The following is an 18,818-nucleotide window of genomic DNA, read 5'->3' as shown; positions in this document are numbered from 1 at the left end:
TCGTGGGACATCCCACGATATCTGCTTTGGAATGAGCGAGGCCGGCTGCGGCATCAAATATCGGCGGTCGGATGCCAGACAGGCGCAAAGCCTTGCCGCAGTACCGCAATGGTGGTCGCCGGCGTCAGCAGGCGCAGCGACCCACCGGTGAGGCGATCGAAGGCGATGGGACTCGAATAACCCGCGAACGACCATTTGCGCGCCTTGCCGCCGCGCAGCGCATAAGCAGCGTCGCCCTGCGCTATCACCGTTCCATCCGGCAAGCCGCCAAGCTCCGGCGCGGTCACGAGAGGCGGCCGTCCGCCGGAAGCTAGCCGCTCGTTGTGCAGCCGTTTGTCGACCATCGGCGCGCGCGGTTCTTCAATCCCGAACGCCTTGCCGAAACGGCTGATGAAGTCGGTTGCCCGTTCACGCCGGCAGAAGAAACAGGGCCGATGGCCGGCGGCCAGCGCCGTCACCTCGTCTAGGAAGAATAATTCGGTCCAACCGGCCTTTCCTCCTGGCCTGTTGCGGCCCATCGGCTCGCGCCGCACGTTGCGCAACTGGCAAACGCAGATGATCCAGGCCGGCAAGGCCCAGCGCTTCCTCAGCAGCGTCTTCGTCTCGGGATCGTGGATGATGCCGCGATTGCCGGTGAACAGGCCGCGTTCCGGCACGGCATGGATGGCGCCGAAAGGGTCGACCCGGTTCTGCAGTGGCATAGCTTTCTCTCCGGCACGCATCTTGGCTGAAACACGGGCCGCATGATATCGCTCGCCCCGGCGTTTTCATGTCAGCAGGTTTTCGATGCGGGTTTTGGTCGTCCAGAATTTCGACAATGAGGGCCTTGGTCAGATCGGCGCTGCCCTTGTGGAAGCCGGCGCCGATATCGACCTGCGCAAGCCCTATCGCGGCGATAAGCTGCCCGGCGACGGCACCGGGCACGATGCCATCGTGGTGCTTGGCGGCGCCCAGAACGCGCTCGACGACGAGATCTGTCCCTATTTCCCCGCATTGCTCGACCTGGCACGCGATTTCGCCGACAAGGATCGCTCGGTTCTCGGCATCTGCCTCGGCGGTCAGCTTCTGGCGCGGGCTTTCGGCGGCACCAACCAGATCGGCGGGGCCACCGAGTTCGGCTGGCATAAGGTGTCGCTGACGCCGGCCGCCAAATCGGATCCGGTCATGGCGGCGCTGCCCGAGAAATTCCCGATCTTCGAATGGCATGACGATACGTTCGGCCTGCCGGAAAACGCCGTGCGGCTCGCCGGCAGCGCGGTCGCCGAAAACCAGGCCTTCCGCCTCGGCCGCGCCGTCTATGGCTTCCAGTTCCACTTCGAGGCGGATACGCCGATGGTGCGCGACTGGAGCACCTCCTTCGCCGCTATGATCGCCGAGCGTCATCCCGACTGGAACGATCGTCTCGACGACGAACTGGCCCGCAATGGCGCCGACGCCGATAGCGCCGGTCTGGCGATAGCCCGCGCCTGGGTTGCAACGATCTGAACATCCACCCCGATCGGGCGAAGCGTGGCATAATTGGCACGCCTCAGCGCTTCCGTCTGGGGACAACATTCTTCTTTCTTGGTTTGTGTCCGGCCGCTCTTCTAAGAGGGCGCGCTTTGTATCGTCGATGCAACCGCCATGAACCTTTTGTGTGATCCAGCCGACACACCGGCGAAACAGAATCTGCTTAGAAGCGCGAAATCGTCGAAACATTGACACGCATTTTATCGTTTCAACGCATTGGTAACCGCCTCGTGCCCAGATGCAGAAAGCTTAACCAGAGATGACGTCCGTGAAAGCAGCTCTCCTGTCTTTTGTCATGCTGTCTGCCATCGTGCTTTGCGGCCTGGGCATTTATGCCGCCGACGCAGCGACCAACCACCGCGCCGTCGACGGCTATGGCGTCACCGCCTCGCTGAACTAGGCCCAGTCAAAAATCGCAAGCAGGCCTGCGCCGGGATCGCGCCTAAAACGCTTTCCCCTGCATGGCGAGGATGCGTTTGTCGCCGCCATTGACGGCCAGCGCGCTTAGCGTTCCGGATTTCCAGGCGAGCGTGTCGACATTGACGCGGTTGGCCTTCACCTCGGCTTCCGGGACGGGCGTGTGTCCGTGCACGATCACCTTGGAAAAAAGCCCTGGATGGTCATGGAAGGCGTCACGGATCCAGATCAGGTCCTGCTGGTTCTGACGGTCGAGCGGCACACCCGGTCTTATCCCGGCGTGGCAGAAGAAGAAGTCGCCGAAGGTCGCCGAAAACGTCAGCGATTGCAGGAAATCGATGTGGCTGTGCGGCACCGCTTTCACCAGGGCCATATGTCCCCGGGCGATCGCTTGCGCCTTGCCGTACCAGTGGCCGTCGTGAAGAAGGTCGACGCCATAGGACTGCGCCGTCTGCACGCCGCCGTAATTCATGAACAGGCCGTCCGGCTCTGCCTCGGCTAGGAATTCGAGCATGCCGATGTCGTGGTTGCCGGCGAGCATGATGTTGCGCGGATCGCGCTTGCGCGTCTCGATCAGGAAATCGATGACGCTTCTGGAATCCGGTCCGCGGTCGACATAGTCGCCGAGATGGATGATGCGCCAGTCCGACCCGGGCGCATATTCCAGTTCGCTCTCGATGTGGCGATGCATGGCGGCGAGCAGGTCGTGGCGTCCGTGCACGTCGCCGATCGCGTAAAGCCGCATGCCGTCCGGCCCGCGCGCGTCGAGATAATGGATGCCAGATTCGGTCAAGGCGTACGTCTTTCCCGTGAGGTTCACCACGGGAAACTAGGGCGGATCGGTGAATAAGGCCTAGCGCCGCAACTGGTCCTTGCCCATGTCGGTTACCAAACGCTTACCGCACAGCGCCAGCGTGATGTCCATTTCCTTGCGGATGATTTCGAGCGCCTTGGTGACGCCGTCCTTGCCCATCGCACCGAGGCCGTAGAGGAAGGGTCGGCCGATATAGGTGCCCTTGGCGCCGAGGCAGAGCGCCTTGAGCACGTCCTGGCCGGAGCGGATGCCGCCATCCATATGGACTTCGATCCTGTCGCCGACCGCATCGGCGATTTCTTCCAGCACCGAGATCGAGGACGGTGCGCCGTCGAGCTGCCGTCCGCCGTGATTGGAGACCACGATCGCATCGGCGCCAGTCTCAGCCGCCATCAGCGCGTCCTCCTTGTCGAGGATGCCTTTCAGGATGAGCTTGCCGCCCCAACGGTCCTTGATCCAGGCGACGTCCTTCCACGACAGATGCGGATCGAACTGCTCGTTCGTCCAGGACGACAGCGAAGAGACGTCGCCGACACCCTTGGCGTGGCCGACGATGTTGCGGAAGGTGCGGCGCTTGGTACCCGCGATCCCCAGACACCAGCGCGGCTTCAGCGCAAGGTCGACGATGTTGGCGAGCGTCATCTTGGGTGGTGCCGAGAGACCGTTGCGCACATCCTTGTGGCGCTGGCCCAGGACCTGCAGGTCGAGCGTCAGCACCAGCGCCGAGCATTTCGCCGCCTTGGCCCTGTCGATCAGGTTGAGCACGAAGTCCTTGTCGCGGAGCACATAGAGCTGGAACCAGAACGGCTTTTTGGTCACTGAGGCGACATCTTCGATCGAGCAGATGCTCATGGTGGACAGCGTGAACGGCACGCCGAACGCTTCCGCCGCCTGCGCCGCCAGCATCTCGCCGTCGGCATGCTGCATGCCGGTCAGCCCGGTCGGAGCGAGCGCCACCGGCATCGCCACCTTTTCACCGATCATCGTCGATTCCAGCGAGCGGTTGCTCATGTCGACCAGCACGCGCTGCCGGAACTTTATCTTGCCGAAGTCCTCTTCGTTGGCCCGGTAGGTGCTTTCCGTCCAGGCGCCGGAATCGGCGTAGTCGAAGAACATCTTCGGCACCTTGCGGCGTGCCAGGTCCTTGAGGTCGGCGATGGTGAGGATTTCGCTCATGGTTGTTTCCGCTAAATCAGTGCTTAGGAGCGTTTGCGTGTAGGTTCGATGTCGCCGGCGTCGGAGCGCTGTCTGAGGCGTAGCCTGGATACGCGCTGCCAGTCGCCGCTGCGCTCGGCTTCAGCCATCGAGCGCTCGACATAGGTGATGTGGTCCATCGCAGCCTTGCGCGCCGCGATTGGGTCTGCCGCTTTGATCGCGGCGTGGATCCCCCTGTGCTGCTCGAGCAACGCCTCGCGCGCGCCGGGCACGCCGAACACCAGAAGCCTGTTCTGGAACACGCCTTCCGACAGCAGCCGGTAGCAGGAACGCAGCGTGTGCAAAAGGATGATGTTGTGCGCGCATTCGCAGACGGCATGGTGGAACTCGACGTCGATTTCCGCCTCATCGTCGAAATCGCCGGTCCGGTGCGCCTCGTCCATGCGTGCCATGATGCGGTCGAGCAGGGCGAGGTCCTCCGGCGTGGCGCGGCGCGCCGCGTATTCGGCCGCCACAGCCTCGATCTCGCGCCGGTATTCCAGATAGTCGGTCACCGCCTTGCGGTGCGTGGAAATGAGATCGGTCACCGGCTTGGTGAAGAGCTGGCCGATGACGTCGGCGACATGCGTGCCGCCGCCGGCTTTGGTCGTCAGCAGCCCGCGGCCTTCCAGCGCCTTCAGCGCGTCGCGCAGGATCGGCCGCGACACGTCGAACTGGCGCGCCAGCTCGCGCTCGCCGGGCAACCGGTCGCCGGTGCGCAGCACGCCTTCGAGGATCAGGCTCTCGATCTGCTGCACCACCTCGTCGGCGGTGCGCGAATGCTCGATCCTGGAGAAGATGTCGCTCAACGGAAGGGTGCCTGGGAAGCGGGACGGATGTGGCGCAGATTAAAGCCTCTATCGCCAACTGGTCAAATTATTTATCCAATTCGTCCAGCCCGTCGCATTGCCGGCCGCGTGCTAACCGGCCTGGACGCAGATATTTGCTGTTTACGCGTCCCGCCGATTGCCGCAAGACGGCAGGGTTTGCACGAAGGTCGAAACCAGGGGGACCAACCGTGTCCGACGAGATGTCCAGTCTCGAATTCCAACCGCGCGCCCAAGGCAGCGTGATGGGCTTTCCGGCGCATGAGGGACGGCCCGGCGCGCTGGGCGAGGTCCATGCCCGCCCGCATCCGCTGATCGAGAAACCGCGCGTGCTGGTCCAGCTCTCCTTCATGACCGAGGGCGGCACCGCGGTCGATCATGCCGTGCTGTCGGAACTGTCGCGGCGGCTGGGCATCGCCGCGCCCGAGCGCACTGCCCGCCATCATGCGATGAAATGGGGCAAGGGCACGCTGCGCTGGGAGCGCCATACGGAATTCTCGACCTATCTCTGGGAAGGGCCGCTGGCCGAAAACGGCCGGGGGCAAGAGGATTCGCCCTTCGGCAATGGCTTCTCGCCGCCCGGCACCGTGATTTCCGGCATCCGTCTGGAAATCCGCAAATGGACGCAGGCGAGCGAAAGGCTGATCGCCGGCTTCGACCCGACCAGCCTGTGCTATTCGCTGGTCGAGCGGGGCGCTGCCGCCATCGTCACCGATTTCCGCCAGGACGGCGACGGCCTGACCCGCATGCTGGTGCTCGATCGCGGCCTGACGCCGGCCAGCACCGGCGCCCTGTCGCAGCGGCTGATCGACATCGAGACCTATCGGACGTTGGCCATGCTTGGCCTGCCGATGGCATTGACGCTGTCAGGCCGCGCCCGTCGCATCGAGGACCGCCTGGCGCAGACCACACTGGAAATGAAGGCGGTCGAGACCCGCGACAGCCAGACCTTGCTCGCCGACCTCACCGAACTCGCCGCCGAGCTCGAAGCCGACGCCGCGTCCAGCCTCTATCGCTTCGGCGCCAGCCGCGCCTATGACGGCATCGTCACCGCGAGGCTGGAAGCTCTGGATGAAGAGCCGGTGCAAGGCTACGACACCTGGGCGGGCTTCCTCTTGCGGCGCATGGCGCCCGCCATGCGTACCTGCCGCTCGGTCGAGGAGCGCCAGGCCAACCTGTCGCGAAAACTCACCCGCGCCACGACGCTGCTGCGCACCTGGGTCGATGTCGATGTGGAGAAGCAGAACCGTGACCTGCTGGCCTCGATGAACAACCGCGCCCGGCTGCAACTACGTCTGCAGCAGACCGTCGAAGGCCTGTCGGTCGCCGCCGTGTCCTATTATGTCGTCGGCCTCATCGGCTATGTGGCCAAGGGCGCCTCGGTCTTCGGTCACGCTTTCGCGCCCGAAGTGGTCACCGCGGCCTCCGTGCCGGTCGCCATCCTGCTCGTCTGGTGGGGCGTGCGCCGCGTGCGGAAGATGCATTCCGAGCCGGCAAAGCATCCGGGCGAGTAGCGGACAACCATCTTCATGCGCGGGTCTGTCCGCAGCGGCAGATTGCCGCTGCGGAAGCTTGGCGTCACGCTCGCCGCCGAATGCAAGCAAAGCAGCATTTGCAACAAAACTGTCGGGCTGGTAAAAGATTTTGACCAGTCAAGAGCGGATGAGGCTGCCCGATGTCCGGCTTAGCCATGCCCAAGCCAGATGCCGAAACGATGCGCCGGCGCGCCGAGATCGTCGCCGACATGCGCATCATCGTGCCGGGCGAGGGCGTCGTCGACGCGGCCAATGAAATGCGCGCCTTCGAGAGCGACGGCCTGACCGCCTACCGGCAGCTGCCGCTGGTCGTGGTGTTGCCGCAAACGGTCGCCCAGGTCTCACGCGTGCTGAAATACTGCAACGAGCGCAACATCCGCGTCGTGCCGCGCGGCTCAGGCACCTCGCTGTCCGGCGGCGCACTGCCGCTCGAGGATGCGGTGCTGCTGGTTATGAGCCGCTTCAACCGCATTCTTCAGATCGATTATCCCAATCGCGTTGTCGTGGCCCAACCGGGCGTCACCAATCTCGGCATCACCACCGCCGTCGAGCAGGAGGGCTTTTATTACGCCCCCGATCCATCCTCCCAGATCGCCTGCTCGATCGGCGGCAATGTCGCCGAGAATTCCGGCGGCGTGCACTGCCTGAAATACGGGCTCACCGCCAACAATGTGCTGGCCATCGAGACGGTGCTGATGAACGGCGAGGTGGTGCGCCTCGGCGGCAGCCATCTCGATCAGGAAGGCTATGATCTGCTCGGCGTCATGACCGGTTCCGAGGGCCTGCTCGGCGTCGTCACCGAGGTGACGGTGCGCATCCTGAAGAAGCCGGAGACGGCGCGCGCACTCTTGATCGGCTTCCCGACCAGCGAACAGGGCGGCCAGTGCGTCGCCGACATCATCGGCGCCGGCATCATCCCCGGCGGCATGGAGATGATGGACCGTCCGGCGATCCACGCGGCCGAGGATTTTGTCCAGGCCGGCTATCCGCTCGATGTCGAGGCGCTGCTCATCGTCGAGCTCGACGGGCCGAGTGTCGAGGTCGACCACCTGATCGGCCTCGTCGAGGCGATCGCCTACAGGAACGGCTCGACCACCTGCCGCATCTCGCAATCCGAGCAGGAGCGGCTGACCTTCTGGGCCGGCCGCAAGGCGGCCTTTCCGGCGGTCGGCCGTATCTCGCCGGATTATTACTGCATGGACGGCACCATCCCGCGCAAGGAACTGCCGCGCGTGCTTGCCGGCATGCGTGATCTCTCCGAGAAATACGGCCTCGGCGTCGCCAATGTCTTCCACGCCGGCGACGGCAACCTGCACCCGTTGATCCTCTACGACGCCAACGTGCCGGGCGAGCTGGACAAGGCCGAGAGCTTCGGCGCCGACATCCTGCGCCTTTGCGTCGAGGTCGGCGGCGTCCTGACCGGCGAGCACGGCGTCGGCGTCGAGAAGCGCGACCTGATGCCGGAAATGTTCAACCAGGTCGACCTCGACCAGCAGATGCGGGTGAAGTGCGCGTTTGATCCCAACCACCTGCTCAACCCCGGCAAGGTGTTTCCGCAGCTGCGCCGCTGCGCGGAGCTGGGAAGAATGCATGTGCATCGCGGGCAGGTGGCGTTTCCGGATATTCCGAGGTTTTGATGAAGAGTCAGGATCAAAGTTCCTCGCCCCCGCAAAGCGGGGGAGAGGTGGCTCGGGCGAAGCCCGAGACGGAGAGGGGGGCGGCCCATCAGCCAAGCCGCCGCTCGCCCGAGAAAATTGCCCGCGCCCGCGCGCTTCGTAGCGGCGACAACCATGCGGAAGCGATCCTCTGGAACGAACTGAAGGCAAGAAGGCTAGGCGGATACAAATTCGTTCGCCAGATGCCCATCGGTCCGTATTTCGCGGATTTTGCGTGCAGGAGCGAAAAGCTGATTGTGGAACTGGATGGCAGCCAGCACGCGGACAGTTCGTACGACAGGCGGCGGGATGAATTCATGCGGGGCGAGGGCTTCTCGGTTTTGCGGTTTTGGAGCTTCGATGTCTTGAAGAACAAGAGGAGCGTTTGCGAGACGATCTTTGCGGCGTTGGAAGGACGGCTTGCCGAAGACGTAGTTGCTGCCGACCTCAGGTTTATTTTCGCAGCCAGGAAGACGGGAGATAGCGCTCTATGATGGCCCCCTCTCCGTCTCGGGCTGCGCCCGAGCCACCTCTCCCCCGCGTTGCGGGGGCGAGGAACCCAAGCTTTCCAAGGTCGCAACGTCGGCGGTCGGTGTTTCCTCGCCCCCATGAAATGGGAGAGAGGTGTCCGCGTAGCGGACGGAGAGGGGGCAGCGCTGCCATATGCGATTGCCCTGGCCTCGCTGGGGCGAGGAAAGGCGCCCGCTCATGACCACCTTCACCCCCTCCACTGCCGCCGAAACCCTCTCCACCATCCAATGGGCAGCCGCCGAGGAAACGCCGCTCGAGATCCTCGGCCATGGCTCGAAGCGCGGCATCGGCCGCCCATTACAAACCGAACACACACTCGACTTGTCGCACCTCATCGGCGTAACCCTCTACGAACCGGCCGAGCTCGTGCTGTCGGCCAGGGCCGGCACGCCGCTCGCCGAGATCGAAAAATTGCTTGCCGAAAACGGCCAGCAATTCGCGTTTGAGCCGATGGACTACGGCCCGTTGCTCGGCGGCGAGCCGGGCCAAGGGGACAGGAACGGCACCATCGGCGGCGTGCTGGCTTCGAACCTGTCCGGCCCGCGCCGCCTCAAGGCAGGTGCGGCGCGCGACCACATCCTCGGCGTCGCCGCCGTCTCCGGCCGCGGCGAAGCCTTCAAGTCCGGCGGGCGCGTGGTCAAGAACGTCACCGGCTACGACCTCTCCAAGCTGATGGCGAACAGCTGGGGCACGCTGGCCGTGCTCACCGACGTCACCTTCAAGGTCCTGCCGGCCGCGGAAACGGAAGTGACCTTGGCCATACGCGGCCTGCTCGACGATGCCGCCGTCGCCGCCATGGCGCTGGCGCTCGGCTCCAGCGCCGAGGTTTCGAGCGCCGCGCATCTGCCGGAGCGGATCGCCGCGAGGGTTGCCGGCGGCAAGCATGGCAGCGATGCTGCCACGCTGTTGCGCGTCGAGGGATTTGGCCCGTCGGTCGTCTATCGCATCGAGGCGCTGAAGCGGCTGCTCGGCAAGGCCGGGCCGCTCGAGGAGATCGCCGGCGAGGCCTCGAAGGCGATCTGGCGCGACATCCGCGATTGCCGGCCCTTCGTCGATGGCGGCGCGCGGCCGGTTTGGCGTGTCTCGATGGCCCCGTCCGAGGCGCATCATATGGTGATGGCGCTGCGCATGCAGGCGGCGGCCGACGCCTTCTATGACTGGCAGGGCGGTCTGGTGTGGCTGTCGATGCGCGAGGACGATCCGGAAGCCGGGCTGCTGCGCGGACTGATCCGCCAGCATGGCGGCGGCCATGCGACGTTGGTGCGCGCCGCCGCACCGCATCGCGCGGCGCTGCCGGTGTTCGAGCCGCAGCCGCCGCATCTGGCCGCGCTTTCGGCGCGGCTCAAGGCCGAGTTCGACCCGAAGCAGATTCTCAACCTCGGCCGCATGGCCTAAAGCAATTCCAGGAAAAGTGTGAAACGGTTTTCCGTCCGGAATTGCGTCTAACAGAGACGGCGATATGCAGACCAATTTCTCCGCCGCGCAGCTTGCCGACCCGCATGTCGCGGAATCGGAAAAGATCCTGCGCAAATGCGTGCATTGCGGCTTCTGCACCGCCACCTGCCCGACCTATGTGACGCTGGGCAACGAGCTCGATTCGCCGCGCGGCCGCATCTATCTCATCAAGGACATGCTGGAGAACGGCCGGCCGGCCGACAAGGAGATCGTCACCCATATCGACCGCTGCCTGTCCTGCCTTGCCTGCATGACGACCTGCCCCTCGGGCGTGAACTACATGCATCTGGTCGACCATGCCCGCGCTCATATCCAGGAAACCTACAAGCGCCCGCTGCTCGACCGGCTGACGCGCGCCATGCTAGCCTTCGTGCTGCCTTACCCGAACCGCTTCCGCGCCGCGCTGAAGCTCGCCGGGTTCGGCCGGCCGTTCATCGGCCTGTTCGAGAAACTGCCGGCGCTGAGGCCGGTGGCGGCCATGCTGAAGCTCGCGCCATCGGCGATCCCGCCGGCATCGCCGACGGCGAAGCCGGCCGCGCATGCCGGGAAAGGCACAAGGCGCGGCCGCGTCGCGATCCTCACCGGCTGCGCGCAGTCCGTGCTCGATCCGGCGATCAACGAGGCGACCATCTCTTTGCTGACCAGGCTCGGCGTCGAGGTCGTGGTGCCGCAGGGCGAGGGCTGCTGCGGCGCGCTCGTCCATCACATGGGCCGCGAGCATCAGGCCCTTGCCTCGGCCAGACAGAATGTCGACGCCTGGATGCGCGCCATTGAGCAGGGCGGGCTCGACGCTATTATCATCACCGCGTCCGGCTGCGGCACGACGATCAAGGATTATGGCTTCATGCTCCGCCTCGATTCCGCCTATGCCGAAAAGGCGGCGCGCGTCTCGGCATTGGCCAAAGACATCACCGAATACCTCGCCGCGCTCGACCTTCCCGAGCCGGCGCGCAGGCCGGGCACGGTCGTCGCGTATCACTCCGCATGCTCGATGCAGCATGGCCAGAAGATCACGCGCCAGCCGAAGGAGCTGCTGGCCAAGGCCGGCTTCGTTGTGCGCGAGCCGCGCGAGGGGCATCTGTGCTGCGGCTCGGCCGGCACCTACAACATCCTGCAGCCCGACATTTCGGCTAGATTGCGCGACCGCAAGGTCAAAAACATCGAAGCGACGGGCGCTTCAGTCGTCGCCACCGGCAACATCGGCTGCATCACCCAGATCGCGTCCGCCGCGAAGTTGCCGGTCGTGCACACGATCAAGCTGCTCGACTGGGCCTATGGCGGTTCGAAGCCGGAAGGTGTTTCTGACAGCGGTTTGATCGCTGCCGAATAATTACTCCGCCGCGAGCTGGTCCGGCACGCCATAGGTCGCCCGGTAAAGCGCGCGCTGGCGGTTGAGCGCCACCATGGTGTTGCGCAACAGGATCGCGACCGTGAGCGGGCCGACGCCGCCCGGCACCGGCGTGATCCAGGAAGCCACTTCCTTGACGCTGTCGGTGTCGACGTCGCCGACAATACGGGTTTCGCCGTCGGGCCCGACCTCGGAATTGATGCCGATGTCGATGACGGCGGCACCCGGTTTCACCATGTCGGCCTTGATCAGCCGCGGCTTGCCGACGGCGACGAACAACGCATCGGCGCGCCGCGCATGGGCGGCCAGCGAGCGCGTCATGTGGTGGCACACCGTCACCGTCGCGCCCTCGCTCATCAACAGGAAGGCGATCGGCTTGCCGACGATCTCGGAATGGCCGACAACGACAACTTCCAGCCCCTTGAGTTCGAGGCCGGTCTCCTTGAGCAGTTCGACCGAGGCCGCCGCTGTGCAGGGCGCCAGGTCGAGCTGGTTGTAGACGATGTTGCCGATCGAGGCCGGGTGCATGCCTTCGACGTCCTTCAGCGGATGCACCGCCGCCTGCAGCGTCTTGATCGGGATATGCGCTGGCACCGGCCGCTGGATGATGATGCCGGTGACGCGCGGATCGGCATTGAGGCCGTGGATCGCCGCTTCCAGCTCGCCAGCGGTGATGTCGGCGGAAAAGCGCCGCTCCTCGAAGGAAATGCCGGCAAGGGCTGCCTTGGCGCGCTGGTTGCGCACATAGACATCGACCGCTGCGGTATCGCCGACGGTGATCGAGACCAGCTTCGGCGGGAAACCTTCGGCCGTGGCGATCGCTGCATCGTCGCGCACCGAAGCGATGATGCGCTGGGCAACCGGGCCGCCTTTCAGGTAGCGGCTGTCGTCGGTCCGGGTCATGGCTGGCACCTCTGCCTTCTGAGGCAATTCAAGGAAGGGCGCACTGCCGTCCGGAATTGCGTGACTATCAAGATTTGTGCACTGCAATAGCAGAGGAGCGCCGGGAAATCAGCCCCGGAAACGAAATGCCCTGCTTTCGGGGCGACTTGCCACCTCATGCATGGAAAAAAACAAAAAACGAAAAAGGCAGCGCGGTTTCCCTGCGCTGCCTTTTCGCGACTGGCCGTATCCCCACACGGCCCGTCCCCCGTAAACCCCTTCGCTGGTTAAAGCACATCCCGCAGGATGGCACTATGACTTGGCTGCAACAGCATCAGACAAAAAGTACTGCGCCGTCTAACCAGCTGATTCGCTGCGATTATATCACCTCGACCGTCGTTCCGACATTCACGCGCTCGTAAAGGTCGACGACATCTTCGTTGCGCATGCGGATGCAGCCGGAAGACACCGCGCCGCCGATCGTCCAGGGCTGGTTGGTGCCGTGGATGCGGTATTCGGTGGTGCCGAGATAGAGCGCGCGCGCGCCGAGCGGGTTCTCGATGCCGCCGGCAAGATAGGTCGGCAGGTAGCGGCCCTTGGCCGCCTCGCGCTTGATCATCTCCGCGGGCGGGCGCCAGTCCGGCCAGACCTTCTTGTCGGTGATCTTGTGGGTGCCCGACCATTCGAAGCCGGGCTTGCCGGTGCCGACGCCGTAGCGGCGCGCCTTGCCGTTCTTCTCGATCAGGAAGAGGAAATTCTGGTGCGTATCGATGACGATGGTGCCCGGCTTCGCAGGGCCGTCATAGGCGACTTCCTGCGGCAGGTAGACCGGATTGATCTGCGGCCGCATCACCATGCGCTTGGCCGGCTGCTGCACGGCCGCCGTCTTCTGCCGGTCGGGCTGCGCCTGGAACAGGCGCCTCAGCGACTGCTGCGTTGCCTGCCGCGTCGGGCGCACGATGCCCGGCGCGTGGCCAAGCTGCAGCACCCAAGGCGCCGAAAGATCGGGGCTTACCATCACCGGCGGCACATCGGCATAGCGGTCATTGGCAAGGGAAGTCGTGGCGCCGGCGGCAAGAATGGCCACCGCGCCGAGCAGGGAACAAAACGCTGTCTTCATGGGAACGCACCTTGATCGAACTCATCCGGGGCGGCGAGGGCGCCCTCGGTTTCGCGATCCTTGGCGCGGAGCGGCAAGCAAAACATGAATCGGAATGCGTAAAATGCCGCTTTGTCAGTAAACCTTTTGGTGTGGTTACCGGCCGGTTCAGGAATCTGGTAAAGCCACGGTAAAAGCGGCGCTGAAGCGCATTAACAAATGGATCTGCTGACGATGGCGACTGAAAATGCCGGTATTCTCGATGGCCCCGACGGCAAGGCACGCTGCTTTTGGCACGGCAATTTGCCGGACTATCTTCATTACCACGATCACGAATGGGGCCGGCCAGTGACGGATGATCGCCGGCTGTTCGAAAAGATCTGCCTCGAAGGCTTCCAATCGGGCTTGTCGTGGCTGACCATCCTGCGCAAGCGCGAGAATTTCCGCGAGGCCTTCGCCGGTTTCGACTTCGACAAGGTGGCGGCGTTCACCGACGCGGATGTCGAGCGCCTGCTCGGCAATGCCGGCATCATCCGCCACCGCGGCAAGATCGTTTCGACCATCAACAACGCCAAACGCGCCCGCGAGATGGTCGACGAGTTCGGCTCGCTTGCCGCCTGGTTCTGGAAGTTCGAGCCGGGTCCGGCCGAGCGGCCCGAAATCGTCGACCTGGCGCATCTGCGCGCTAACCCGACGACGGCGGTGTCGGTCAGGATATCGAAGGAATTGAAGAGGCGCGGCTGGAGCTTTGTCGGCCCGACCACGGTCTATGCCTTCATGCAGGCGATGGGCCTGGTCAACGACCATCTCGAAGGCTGCTACTGCCGGGCAGAGGTGGAGAAAGAGCGCAAGAAGCTGAAGCGGCCGAAGTAGGGGTGCTTTCTTCCTTCTCCCCTTGCGGGAGAAGGTGGCCGCGAAGCGGCCGGATGAGGGGTGTTCCAGGGAATGCCAGCGTCTCACTCCGCCGGAAGAGACGGCAAGATTGCCAGCGTCTCACTTCGTTGGAACACCCCTCATCCGTCTCGGCGCTAACGCGCCGATCCACCTTCTCCCACAGGGAGAGAAGGAGAAGAGGCTACTTCTCGAACCTGCCCTTATGGCCGCTGCCGTTGATGTCCCAGACCAGACTGGAGCCGGACACCGTCAGCACCAGTCCGCTGAAGCCGCTGTCGTCGGGCGTATGATGCGTGGAGGCGGAGCTGCGGCCTGCCGGGATGACCTCGACAGTCGAGCCCTTCCGCACCCAGCAGCCTTTGCCGTACTGGTCGTTGGCGCCATAGGCGAGCGCGAATTCAAAGCTGCCGTCTTTCTTCAACAGCAGTTCTGAACCGACCTCCATGACGCCGTTCAGGTAATATGGCCGGCAAGACGGGCATCGCCCGGCTGGCAGGCGTTGGCCGCGCTCGTCGCGCCAACAGCTAGCGCGCCGGCAAGCGCGTACGCGAATTGCAGATGCATGATGATCCCCGATCGTTGAGTGAAAGTCAGACGCTGCCGGCGCCGGCCAGGAACAGTCCGGCAATGATCGCCGCCACCGCCGCGAAGGCCGGATAGATCACCAGCAGGCCAGTCACCAGCGCGTCGCGCACGGTCGGCTTGCGCGCCTCGGCCGCGACCTCGAACGGCCCGGCCGGCTGCTGGGCCGGCTTGAGCATAAAGCCGCCGGCCGGCCGCAGCCTGGCCGATGTGCCGCTCTCGATAATGTCGTTAGCCGTCGTCATGGTCCCCGAACCCTTGTTTTGACGCGCTTTATGGTCGCCGATTGTGTCGGCAGCATGCCGCGCCGACGGCGGAATTGTTTCGTTTTTCGCGTGGTTTGTTTCAGTTTTTCCTTCTTCCCTTGTGGGAGAAGGTGGCGCGAAGCGGCCGGATGAGGGGTGCTCTAGGGAATGCCGACGTCTCGCTCGGCTGGAACACCCCTCATCCGTCTCGGCGCTATCGCGCCGATCCACCTTTTCCCGCAAGGCGAAGGAGAGGCGCTAACCCTTGCCGCTCCAAGCGGCATCGTTTAGGAAACGCGCGCCCATTGACCAGAAAGACCGATCCCATGGCCGACAAATCGGAAAAGACGAAAGCGCGGCTGCCGCGCGGATTTGCCGACCGCAGCGCCGAGGATATTCGTGCCGTCGAGAAGATGATGGCGACCATCCGCTCGGTCTATGAACTCTACGGTTTCGAGCCGGCCGACCAGCCGATGATCGAATACACCGATGCTCTCGGCAAATTCCTGCCCGATCAGGACCGGCCGAACGAAGGCGTGTTCTCCTTCCAGGATGATGACGACCAGTGGCTGTCGCTGCGTTACGACCTGACCGCGCCGACGGCGCGTTTCGTCGCCGAGAATTACGACAGGTTGCCAAAACCCTATCGCAGCTACCGCTCCGGCTGGGTGTTCCGCAACGAGAAGCCTGGTCCCGGCCGCTTCCGCCAGTTCATGCAGTTCGACGCCGACACCATCGGTACGCCGGGCGTCGCCGCCGACGCCGAGATGGCGATGATGATGGCCGATGTCATGGAAGCGCTCGGCATCAAGCGCGGCGAGTATGTCATCCGCGTCAACAACCGCAAAGTGCTGGATGGGGTGCTGGAGGCGATCGGGCTTGGCGGCGACCAGAATGCCGGCCGCCGGCTGACCGTGCTGCGCGCCATCGACAAGCTCGACAAGCTCGGGCCGGAAGGCGTCAGACTCCTGCTTGGTCCCGGCCGTTGGGATGGCGGCAAGGAAGGCGAGGGCGACTTCGCCAAGGGCGCCGGATTGAACGACACGCAAGGTGAGGCGGTTCTTCTGGCAACGGCAAGGAACGGGCAGGCCGCCCAGGATGCAAGCGTCAATGCCAACGCTGTCTATCAGGAAGGCGTCGGCGAACTGGCAACGATCGAGGCGCTGGTTAGAGCCGCTGGCTATGGCGAAGACCGCATTGTGATGGATCGCTCCGTCGTGCGCGGCCTCGAATACTACACCGGCCCGGTCTTCGAGGCCGAGTTGCTGGCCGAGATCCCCAATGACGAAGGCCAAATCGTGCGCTTCGGCTCGGTCGGCGGGGGCGGGCGCTATGACGGGCTGGTCTCGCGCTTCCGCGGCGAGCCGGTGCCGGCGACCGGCTTCTCCATCGGCGTTTCGCGGCTAATGACGGCGCTGAAGAACCTCGGCAAGCTCGACGCCTCCGATGTTATCGCGCCGGTCGTGGTGCTGGTCATGGACAAGGACACCGAAAGCCTCGGCCGCTACCAGAAGATGGTTGCCGACCTGCGCGCCGCCGGCATCCGCTCCGAAATGTATCTCGGCGGCGCCGGCATGAAGGCGCAGCTGAAATATGCCGACCGTCGCGGCAGCCCGGTCGCCATCATCCAGGGTGGCGACGAGCGCGCCAAAGGCGAGGTGCAGATCAAGGACCTGATCGAAGGCGCGCGCCTGTCGGCCGAGATCGCCGACAATGCCGAATGGCGCGCGGCAAGGCCGGCGCAGGTGACGGTGGCGGAGAGCGAACTGGTTGGCGAGGTGAAGAAGATACTCGCGGCGCAGGCTGAGGAGCGGGCGAAGTGACGGGCACTGCGCTGTCCTTTCCTTCTCCCCTTGTGGGAGAAGGTGGATCGGCGCGGAGCGCCGAGACGGATGAGGGGTGTTCCAGGGTACGCCAACGTCTCACTCCGCTGGAGCACCCCTCATCCGTCGCCTTCGGCGACACCTTCCCCCGCAAGGGGGGAAGGGGAGGTGGCGCTTTATGACCACCCGCCCCGCCATCGCCGGCGACATCGTCGAACTATTCGCCACCCGCGAAACCCACGCCGTGGAAGTCGCCGTGCTGCAGCCTGCCGACCCGTTCCTCGACATGGCCGGTGAAGACCTGCGCCGCCGCATCTTCCTGACCGAAAGCGAGACCGGCAAGACGCTGTGCCTGCGGCCCGAATTCACCATTCCGGTCTGCCTCGATCATATCGCCAGCCAGGCTGGCACGCCGCGCCGCTATTCTTATCTCGGCGAAGTGTTCCGCCAGCGCCGCGACGGCGACAACGAGTTCTTCCAGGCCGGCATCGAGGATCTCGGCGACCGCGACACGGCCGCCGCCGATGCCCGCTCGCTGGCCGACGCGCATGCGCTGCTGTCGCTAGTGCTGCCCGGCCGGAAGCTCGCCGTCACGCTCGGCGACCAGACCTTGTTTGAGGCGGTGCTGGCCGCGCTCGGCCTGCCGCGCGGCTGGCGCATGCGCCTGGCGCGCGCCTTCGGCTCGGCGCCGATGCTGGAGGCCGCCCTTGCCGATCTCGCCAATCCGCCGCGCAACAGTCAGCTTTCCGGTCCGGTGGCGCTCCTGGTGCTCGACGGCGATGCGGAAGGCCTTGCCGCGCATATTGCCGACGGCATGGAGGAAGCCGGGCTGTCGGCGTCATCCGGCCGCGCGCCTGCCGACATCGCGCGCCGGCTGATCGAGAAAGCGCAGTTGCGCAGCGTGCGGCTGTCCGACGAGGCGTTCTCGGCGTTGAAAGGCTTTCTCGAGATCGACGTCGCGCTCAGCGACGCGACCGCGGCGCTGGAAAAATTCGCCGCCGATGCCGGCCTGTCGCTGGGACCGGCGCTGGAGAATTTCGCCGCCCGCGCCAAGGCGATCGAGGCGCATGGGCTGTCGGCGGCAGAAATCCGCTATGACGCCGCCTTCGGCCGCCCGCTGGATTACTACACCGGCCTTGTCTTCGAGATCGCGGTCCAGGATGGCGATCGCCCGCTGGTCGGCGGCGGCCGCTACGACCGGCTGCTGACGCTGCTGGGAGCAAAAAAGCCGATTCCAGGGGTCGGCTTCTCGGTTTGGCTCGATCGCATCGAAACCTTGCGGGAGAGCGCCAAATGATCACGCTGGCGATCCCCTCGAAGGGCCGTCTCAAGGAGCAGTCGCTCGAAGTGCTGGCCAGGGCCGGCCTGGCCGTGAGCCTGCCTGAAGACGACCGCAAGTATCGCGCCCGCATCGACGGTCTCGACAATGTCGAGGTGGCCTTCCTGTCCGCGTCCGAGATCGCCGGCGAGATCGGCCAGGGCGCGGTCGATCTCGGCATCACCGGCGAGGACCTTTTGCGCGAGAACCTCGCCGACTGGGAGGCGCGCGCCGAGATCGTCGCGAGCCTCGGCTTCGGACATGCCGATGTCGTGGTGGCGGTGCCGGACATCTGGCTCGACGTCGACAACATGGCCGACCTCGATGACGTCGCCGCCGATTTTCGCCAGCGCCATGGCCGGCGCTTGCGCATCGCCACCAAATACTGGCGGCTGACGCAGCAGTTCTTTTCGCTCAAGCACGGTATTCAGGTCTACCGCATCGTCGAAAGCCTCGGCGCCACCGAAGGCGCGCCGGCGGCGGGGCTGGCCGACGTCATCGTCGACATCACCACCACCGGCTCGACCCTGCGCGCCAACCACCTCAAAGTGCTGGGCGACGGTGTGATCCTGAAGTCGCGGGCCTGTCTGGTTGCTTCGAAGAAGCAGCGCGATGCGGCCGACGAAGCGGTCTTGCGCGACATCGCCGCGAAGATGAGCGTCCTGCCTCCTCCCTGAGCGCCCTCAAGCA

Annotated in this window: 19 protein-coding genes; 11 read left to right on the top strand and 8 right to left on the bottom strand. The window is 64.8% G+C overall.

The genetic code is table 11. From position 1 onward, the window contains the following. Positions 1-53: 53 nt before the first annotated feature. Positions 54-701: a hypothetical protein gene (locus tag LB535_RS14230; RefSeq protein ID WP_224632640.1), complete on the bottom strand. Its 648-nt coding sequence runs from the start codon at positions 699-701 to the stop codon at positions 54-56. Positions 702-786: 85 nt separating this feature from the next. On the opposite strand from LB535_RS14230, the gene LB535_RS14225 reads away from it, so the two are divergent. Next, on the top strand, positions 787-1,485 hold the full coding sequence (locus LB535_RS14225) for a type 1 glutamine amidotransferase (protein WP_224632639.1): 699 nt from the start codon (positions 787-789) through the stop codon (positions 1,483-1,485). Between the two features lie 292 nt (positions 1,486-1,777). Continuing rightward, positions 1,778-1,909: a hypothetical protein gene (locus LB535_RS28830; RefSeq protein WP_263481599.1), complete on the top strand. Its 132-nt coding sequence runs from the start codon at positions 1,778-1,780 to the stop codon at positions 1,907-1,909. Between the two features lie 42 nt (positions 1,910-1,951). Here the strand turns inward: LB535_RS28830 and LB535_RS14220 are convergent, their stop codons facing one another. Genes LB535_RS14220 through LB535_RS14210 form a run of 3 tightly spaced genes read right to left on the bottom strand, consistent with a single transcriptional unit; the run spans position 1,952 to position 4,743 of the window. Then, a complete protein-coding gene (locus LB535_RS14220) occupies positions 1,952-2,719 on the bottom strand; it encodes a metallophosphoesterase (protein WP_224632638.1) in 768 nt (255 codons plus the stop codon). Positions 2,720-2,779: 60 nt separating this feature from the next. Then, positions 2,780-3,916: an alpha-hydroxy acid oxidase gene (locus tag LB535_RS14215; protein WP_224632637.1), complete on the bottom strand. Its 1,137-nt coding sequence runs from the start codon at positions 3,914-3,916 to the stop codon at positions 2,780-2,782. Positions 3,917-3,939: 23 nt separating this feature from the next. Further along, complete coding sequence (locus tag LB535_RS14210; RefSeq protein ID WP_224632636.1) at positions 3,940-4,743, bottom strand: FCD domain-containing protein; 804 nt, start codon at positions 4,741-4,743, stop codon at positions 3,940-3,942. 209 nt (positions 4,744-4,952) lie between these two features. On the opposite strand from LB535_RS14210, the gene LB535_RS14205 reads away from it, so the two are divergent. The 5 genes from LB535_RS14205 to glcF all read left to right on the top strand — a co-directional run bounded on the left by LB535_RS14205 (position 4,953) and on the right by glcF (position 11,267). Next, a complete protein-coding gene (locus LB535_RS14205) occupies positions 4,953-6,275 on the top strand; it encodes a DUF3422 family protein (protein WP_224632635.1) in 1,323 nt (440 codons plus the stop codon). Between the two features lie 161 nt (positions 6,276-6,436). Continuing rightward, positions 6,437-7,933 (top strand): FAD-linked oxidase C-terminal domain-containing protein, encoded by a 1,497-nt coding sequence (locus tag LB535_RS14200; protein WP_224632634.1) that lies wholly within the window; start codon positions 6,437-6,439, stop codon positions 7,931-7,933. Then, positions 7,933-8,445: an endonuclease domain-containing protein gene (locus LB535_RS14195; protein ID WP_224632633.1), complete on the top strand. Its 513-nt coding sequence runs from the start codon at positions 7,933-7,935 to the stop codon at positions 8,443-8,445. Before LB535_RS14200 ends, LB535_RS14195 begins: the two co-directional genes overlap by 1 nt. Before the next feature lie 214 nt (positions 8,446-8,659). Then, positions 8,660-9,877 (top strand): FAD-binding protein, encoded by a 1,218-nt coding sequence (locus tag LB535_RS14190; protein ID WP_224632632.1) that lies wholly within the window; start codon positions 8,660-8,662, stop codon positions 9,875-9,877. Between the two features lie 64 nt (positions 9,878-9,941). Further along, positions 9,942-11,267 (top strand): glycolate oxidase subunit GlcF, encoded by a 1,326-nt coding sequence (glcF, locus tag LB535_RS14185; protein ID WP_224632631.1) that lies wholly within the window; start codon positions 9,942-9,944, stop codon positions 11,265-11,267. Here glcF and LB535_RS14180 read toward each other — a convergent pair whose 3' ends face one another. Continuing rightward, a complete protein-coding gene (locus tag LB535_RS14180) occupies positions 11,268-12,188 on the bottom strand; it encodes a bifunctional 5,10-methylenetetrahydrofolate dehydrogenase/5,10-methenyltetrahydrofolate cyclohydrolase (RefSeq protein ID WP_224632630.1) in 921 nt (306 codons plus the stop codon). A 358-nt stretch (positions 12,189-12,546) separates the two neighbouring features. Then, a complete protein-coding gene (locus tag LB535_RS14175) occupies positions 12,547-13,287 on the bottom strand; it encodes a L,D-transpeptidase (RefSeq protein WP_224632629.1) in 741 nt (246 codons plus the stop codon). 213 nt (positions 13,288-13,500) lie between these two features. On the opposite strand from LB535_RS14175, the gene LB535_RS14170 reads away from it, so the two are divergent. Next, on the top strand, positions 13,501-14,139 hold the full coding sequence (locus LB535_RS14170; protein WP_224632628.1) for a DNA-3-methyladenine glycosylase I: 639 nt from the start codon (positions 13,501-13,503) through the stop codon (positions 14,137-14,139). A gap of 202 nt (positions 14,140-14,341) precedes the next feature. Here LB535_RS14170 and LB535_RS14165 read toward each other — a convergent pair whose 3' ends face one another. Together LB535_RS14165 and LB535_RS14160 are read right to left on the bottom strand one after the other, a co-directional pair. Beyond that, positions 14,342-14,605: a hypothetical protein gene (locus tag LB535_RS14165; RefSeq protein WP_224632627.1), complete on the bottom strand. Its 264-nt coding sequence runs from the start codon at positions 14,603-14,605 to the stop codon at positions 14,342-14,344. A 145-nt stretch (positions 14,606-14,750) separates the two neighbouring features. After that, positions 14,751-14,987 (bottom strand): hypothetical protein, encoded by a 237-nt coding sequence (locus tag LB535_RS14160; RefSeq protein ID WP_095769977.1) that lies wholly within the window; start codon positions 14,985-14,987, stop codon positions 14,751-14,753. A 326-nt stretch (positions 14,988-15,313) separates the two neighbouring features. Here LB535_RS14160 and hisS point away from each other — a divergent pair, with 326 nt between their 5' ends. The 3 genes from hisS to hisG all read left to right on the top strand — a co-directional run bounded on the left by hisS (position 15,314) and on the right by hisG (position 18,805). Then, positions 15,314-16,810, top strand: coding sequence for a histidine--tRNA ligase (hisS, locus tag LB535_RS14155; protein ID WP_224632671.1), 1,497 nt, complete (start codon positions 15,314-15,316; stop codon positions 16,808-16,810). Between the two features lie 178 nt (positions 16,811-16,988). Continuing rightward, positions 16,989-18,107: an ATP phosphoribosyltransferase regulatory subunit gene (locus LB535_RS14150; protein ID WP_224632626.1), complete on the top strand. Its 1,119-nt coding sequence runs from the start codon at positions 16,989-16,991 to the stop codon at positions 18,105-18,107. After that, positions 18,104-18,805 carry an ATP phosphoribosyltransferase gene (hisG, locus tag LB535_RS14145; RefSeq protein WP_224632625.1) on the top strand — a complete coding sequence of 234 codons (702 nt, stop codon included), beginning with the start codon at positions 18,104-18,106 and terminating at the stop codon, positions 18,803-18,805. Before LB535_RS14150 ends, hisG begins: the two co-directional genes overlap by 4 nt. Positions 18,806-18,818: the final 13 nt, after the last annotated feature.

It is taken from the genome of Mesorhizobium sp. CA10 (genome assembly GCF_020165285.1).
Classification (GTDB): Bacteria; Pseudomonadota; Alphaproteobacteria; order Rhizobiales; family Rhizobiaceae; genus Mesorhizobium.
Note: the sequence above shows the minus strand (reverse complement) of the source record. Positions and strands in the feature narration are given on the sequence as shown.

Excerpts from the sequence above, each read along its gene's own strand:
- LB535_RS14230 (WP_224632640.1), bottom strand. The coding sequence starts at position 701 with ATGCCACTGCAGAACCGGGTCGACCCTTTCGGCGCCATCCATGCCGTG.
- LB535_RS14225 (WP_224632639.1), top strand. The coding sequence starts at position 787 with ATGCGGGTTTTGGTCGTCCAGAATTTCGACAATGAGGGCCTTGGTCAG.
- LB535_RS14215 (WP_224632637.1), bottom strand. The coding sequence starts at position 3,916 with ATGAGCGAAATCCTCACCATCGCCGACCTCAAGGACCTGGCACGCCGC.
- LB535_RS14200 (WP_224632634.1), top strand. The coding sequence starts at position 6,437 with ATGTCCGGCTTAGCCATGCCCAAGCCAGATGCCGAAACGATGCGCCGG.
- LB535_RS14195 (WP_224632633.1), top strand. The coding sequence starts at position 7,933 with ATGAAGAGTCAGGATCAAAGTTCCTCGCCCCCGCAAAGCGGGGGAGAG.
- LB535_RS14190 (WP_224632632.1), top strand. The coding sequence starts at position 8,660 with ATGACCACCTTCACCCCCTCCACTGCCGCCGAAACCCTCTCCACCATC.
- glcF (WP_224632631.1), top strand. The coding sequence starts at position 9,942 with ATGCAGACCAATTTCTCCGCCGCGCAGCTTGCCGACCCGCATGTCGCG.
- LB535_RS14180 (WP_224632630.1), bottom strand. The coding sequence starts at position 12,188 with ATGACCCGGACCGACGACAGCCGCTACCTGAAAGGCGGCCCGGTTGCC.
- LB535_RS14175 (WP_224632629.1), bottom strand. The coding sequence starts at position 13,287 with ATGAAGACAGCGTTTTGTTCCCTGCTCGGCGCGGTGGCCATTCTTGCC.
- LB535_RS14170 (WP_224632628.1), top strand. The coding sequence starts at position 13,501 with ATGGCGACTGAAAATGCCGGTATTCTCGATGGCCCCGACGGCAAGGCA.
- LB535_RS14165 (WP_224632627.1), bottom strand. The coding sequence starts at position 14,605 with ATGGAGGTCGGTTCAGAACTGCTGTTGAAGAAAGACGGCAGCTTTGAA.
- LB535_RS14160 (WP_095769977.1), bottom strand. The coding sequence starts at position 14,987 with ATGACGACGGCTAACGACATTATCGAGAGCGGCACATCGGCCAGGCTG.
- hisS (WP_224632671.1), top strand. The coding sequence starts at position 15,314 with ATGGCCGACAAATCGGAAAAGACGAAAGCGCGGCTGCCGCGCGGATTT.
- LB535_RS14150 (WP_224632626.1), top strand. The coding sequence starts at position 16,989 with ATGACCACCCGCCCCGCCATCGCCGGCGACATCGTCGAACTATTCGCC.
- hisG (WP_224632625.1), top strand. The coding sequence starts at position 18,104 with ATGATCACGCTGGCGATCCCCTCGAAGGGCCGTCTCAAGGAGCAGTCG.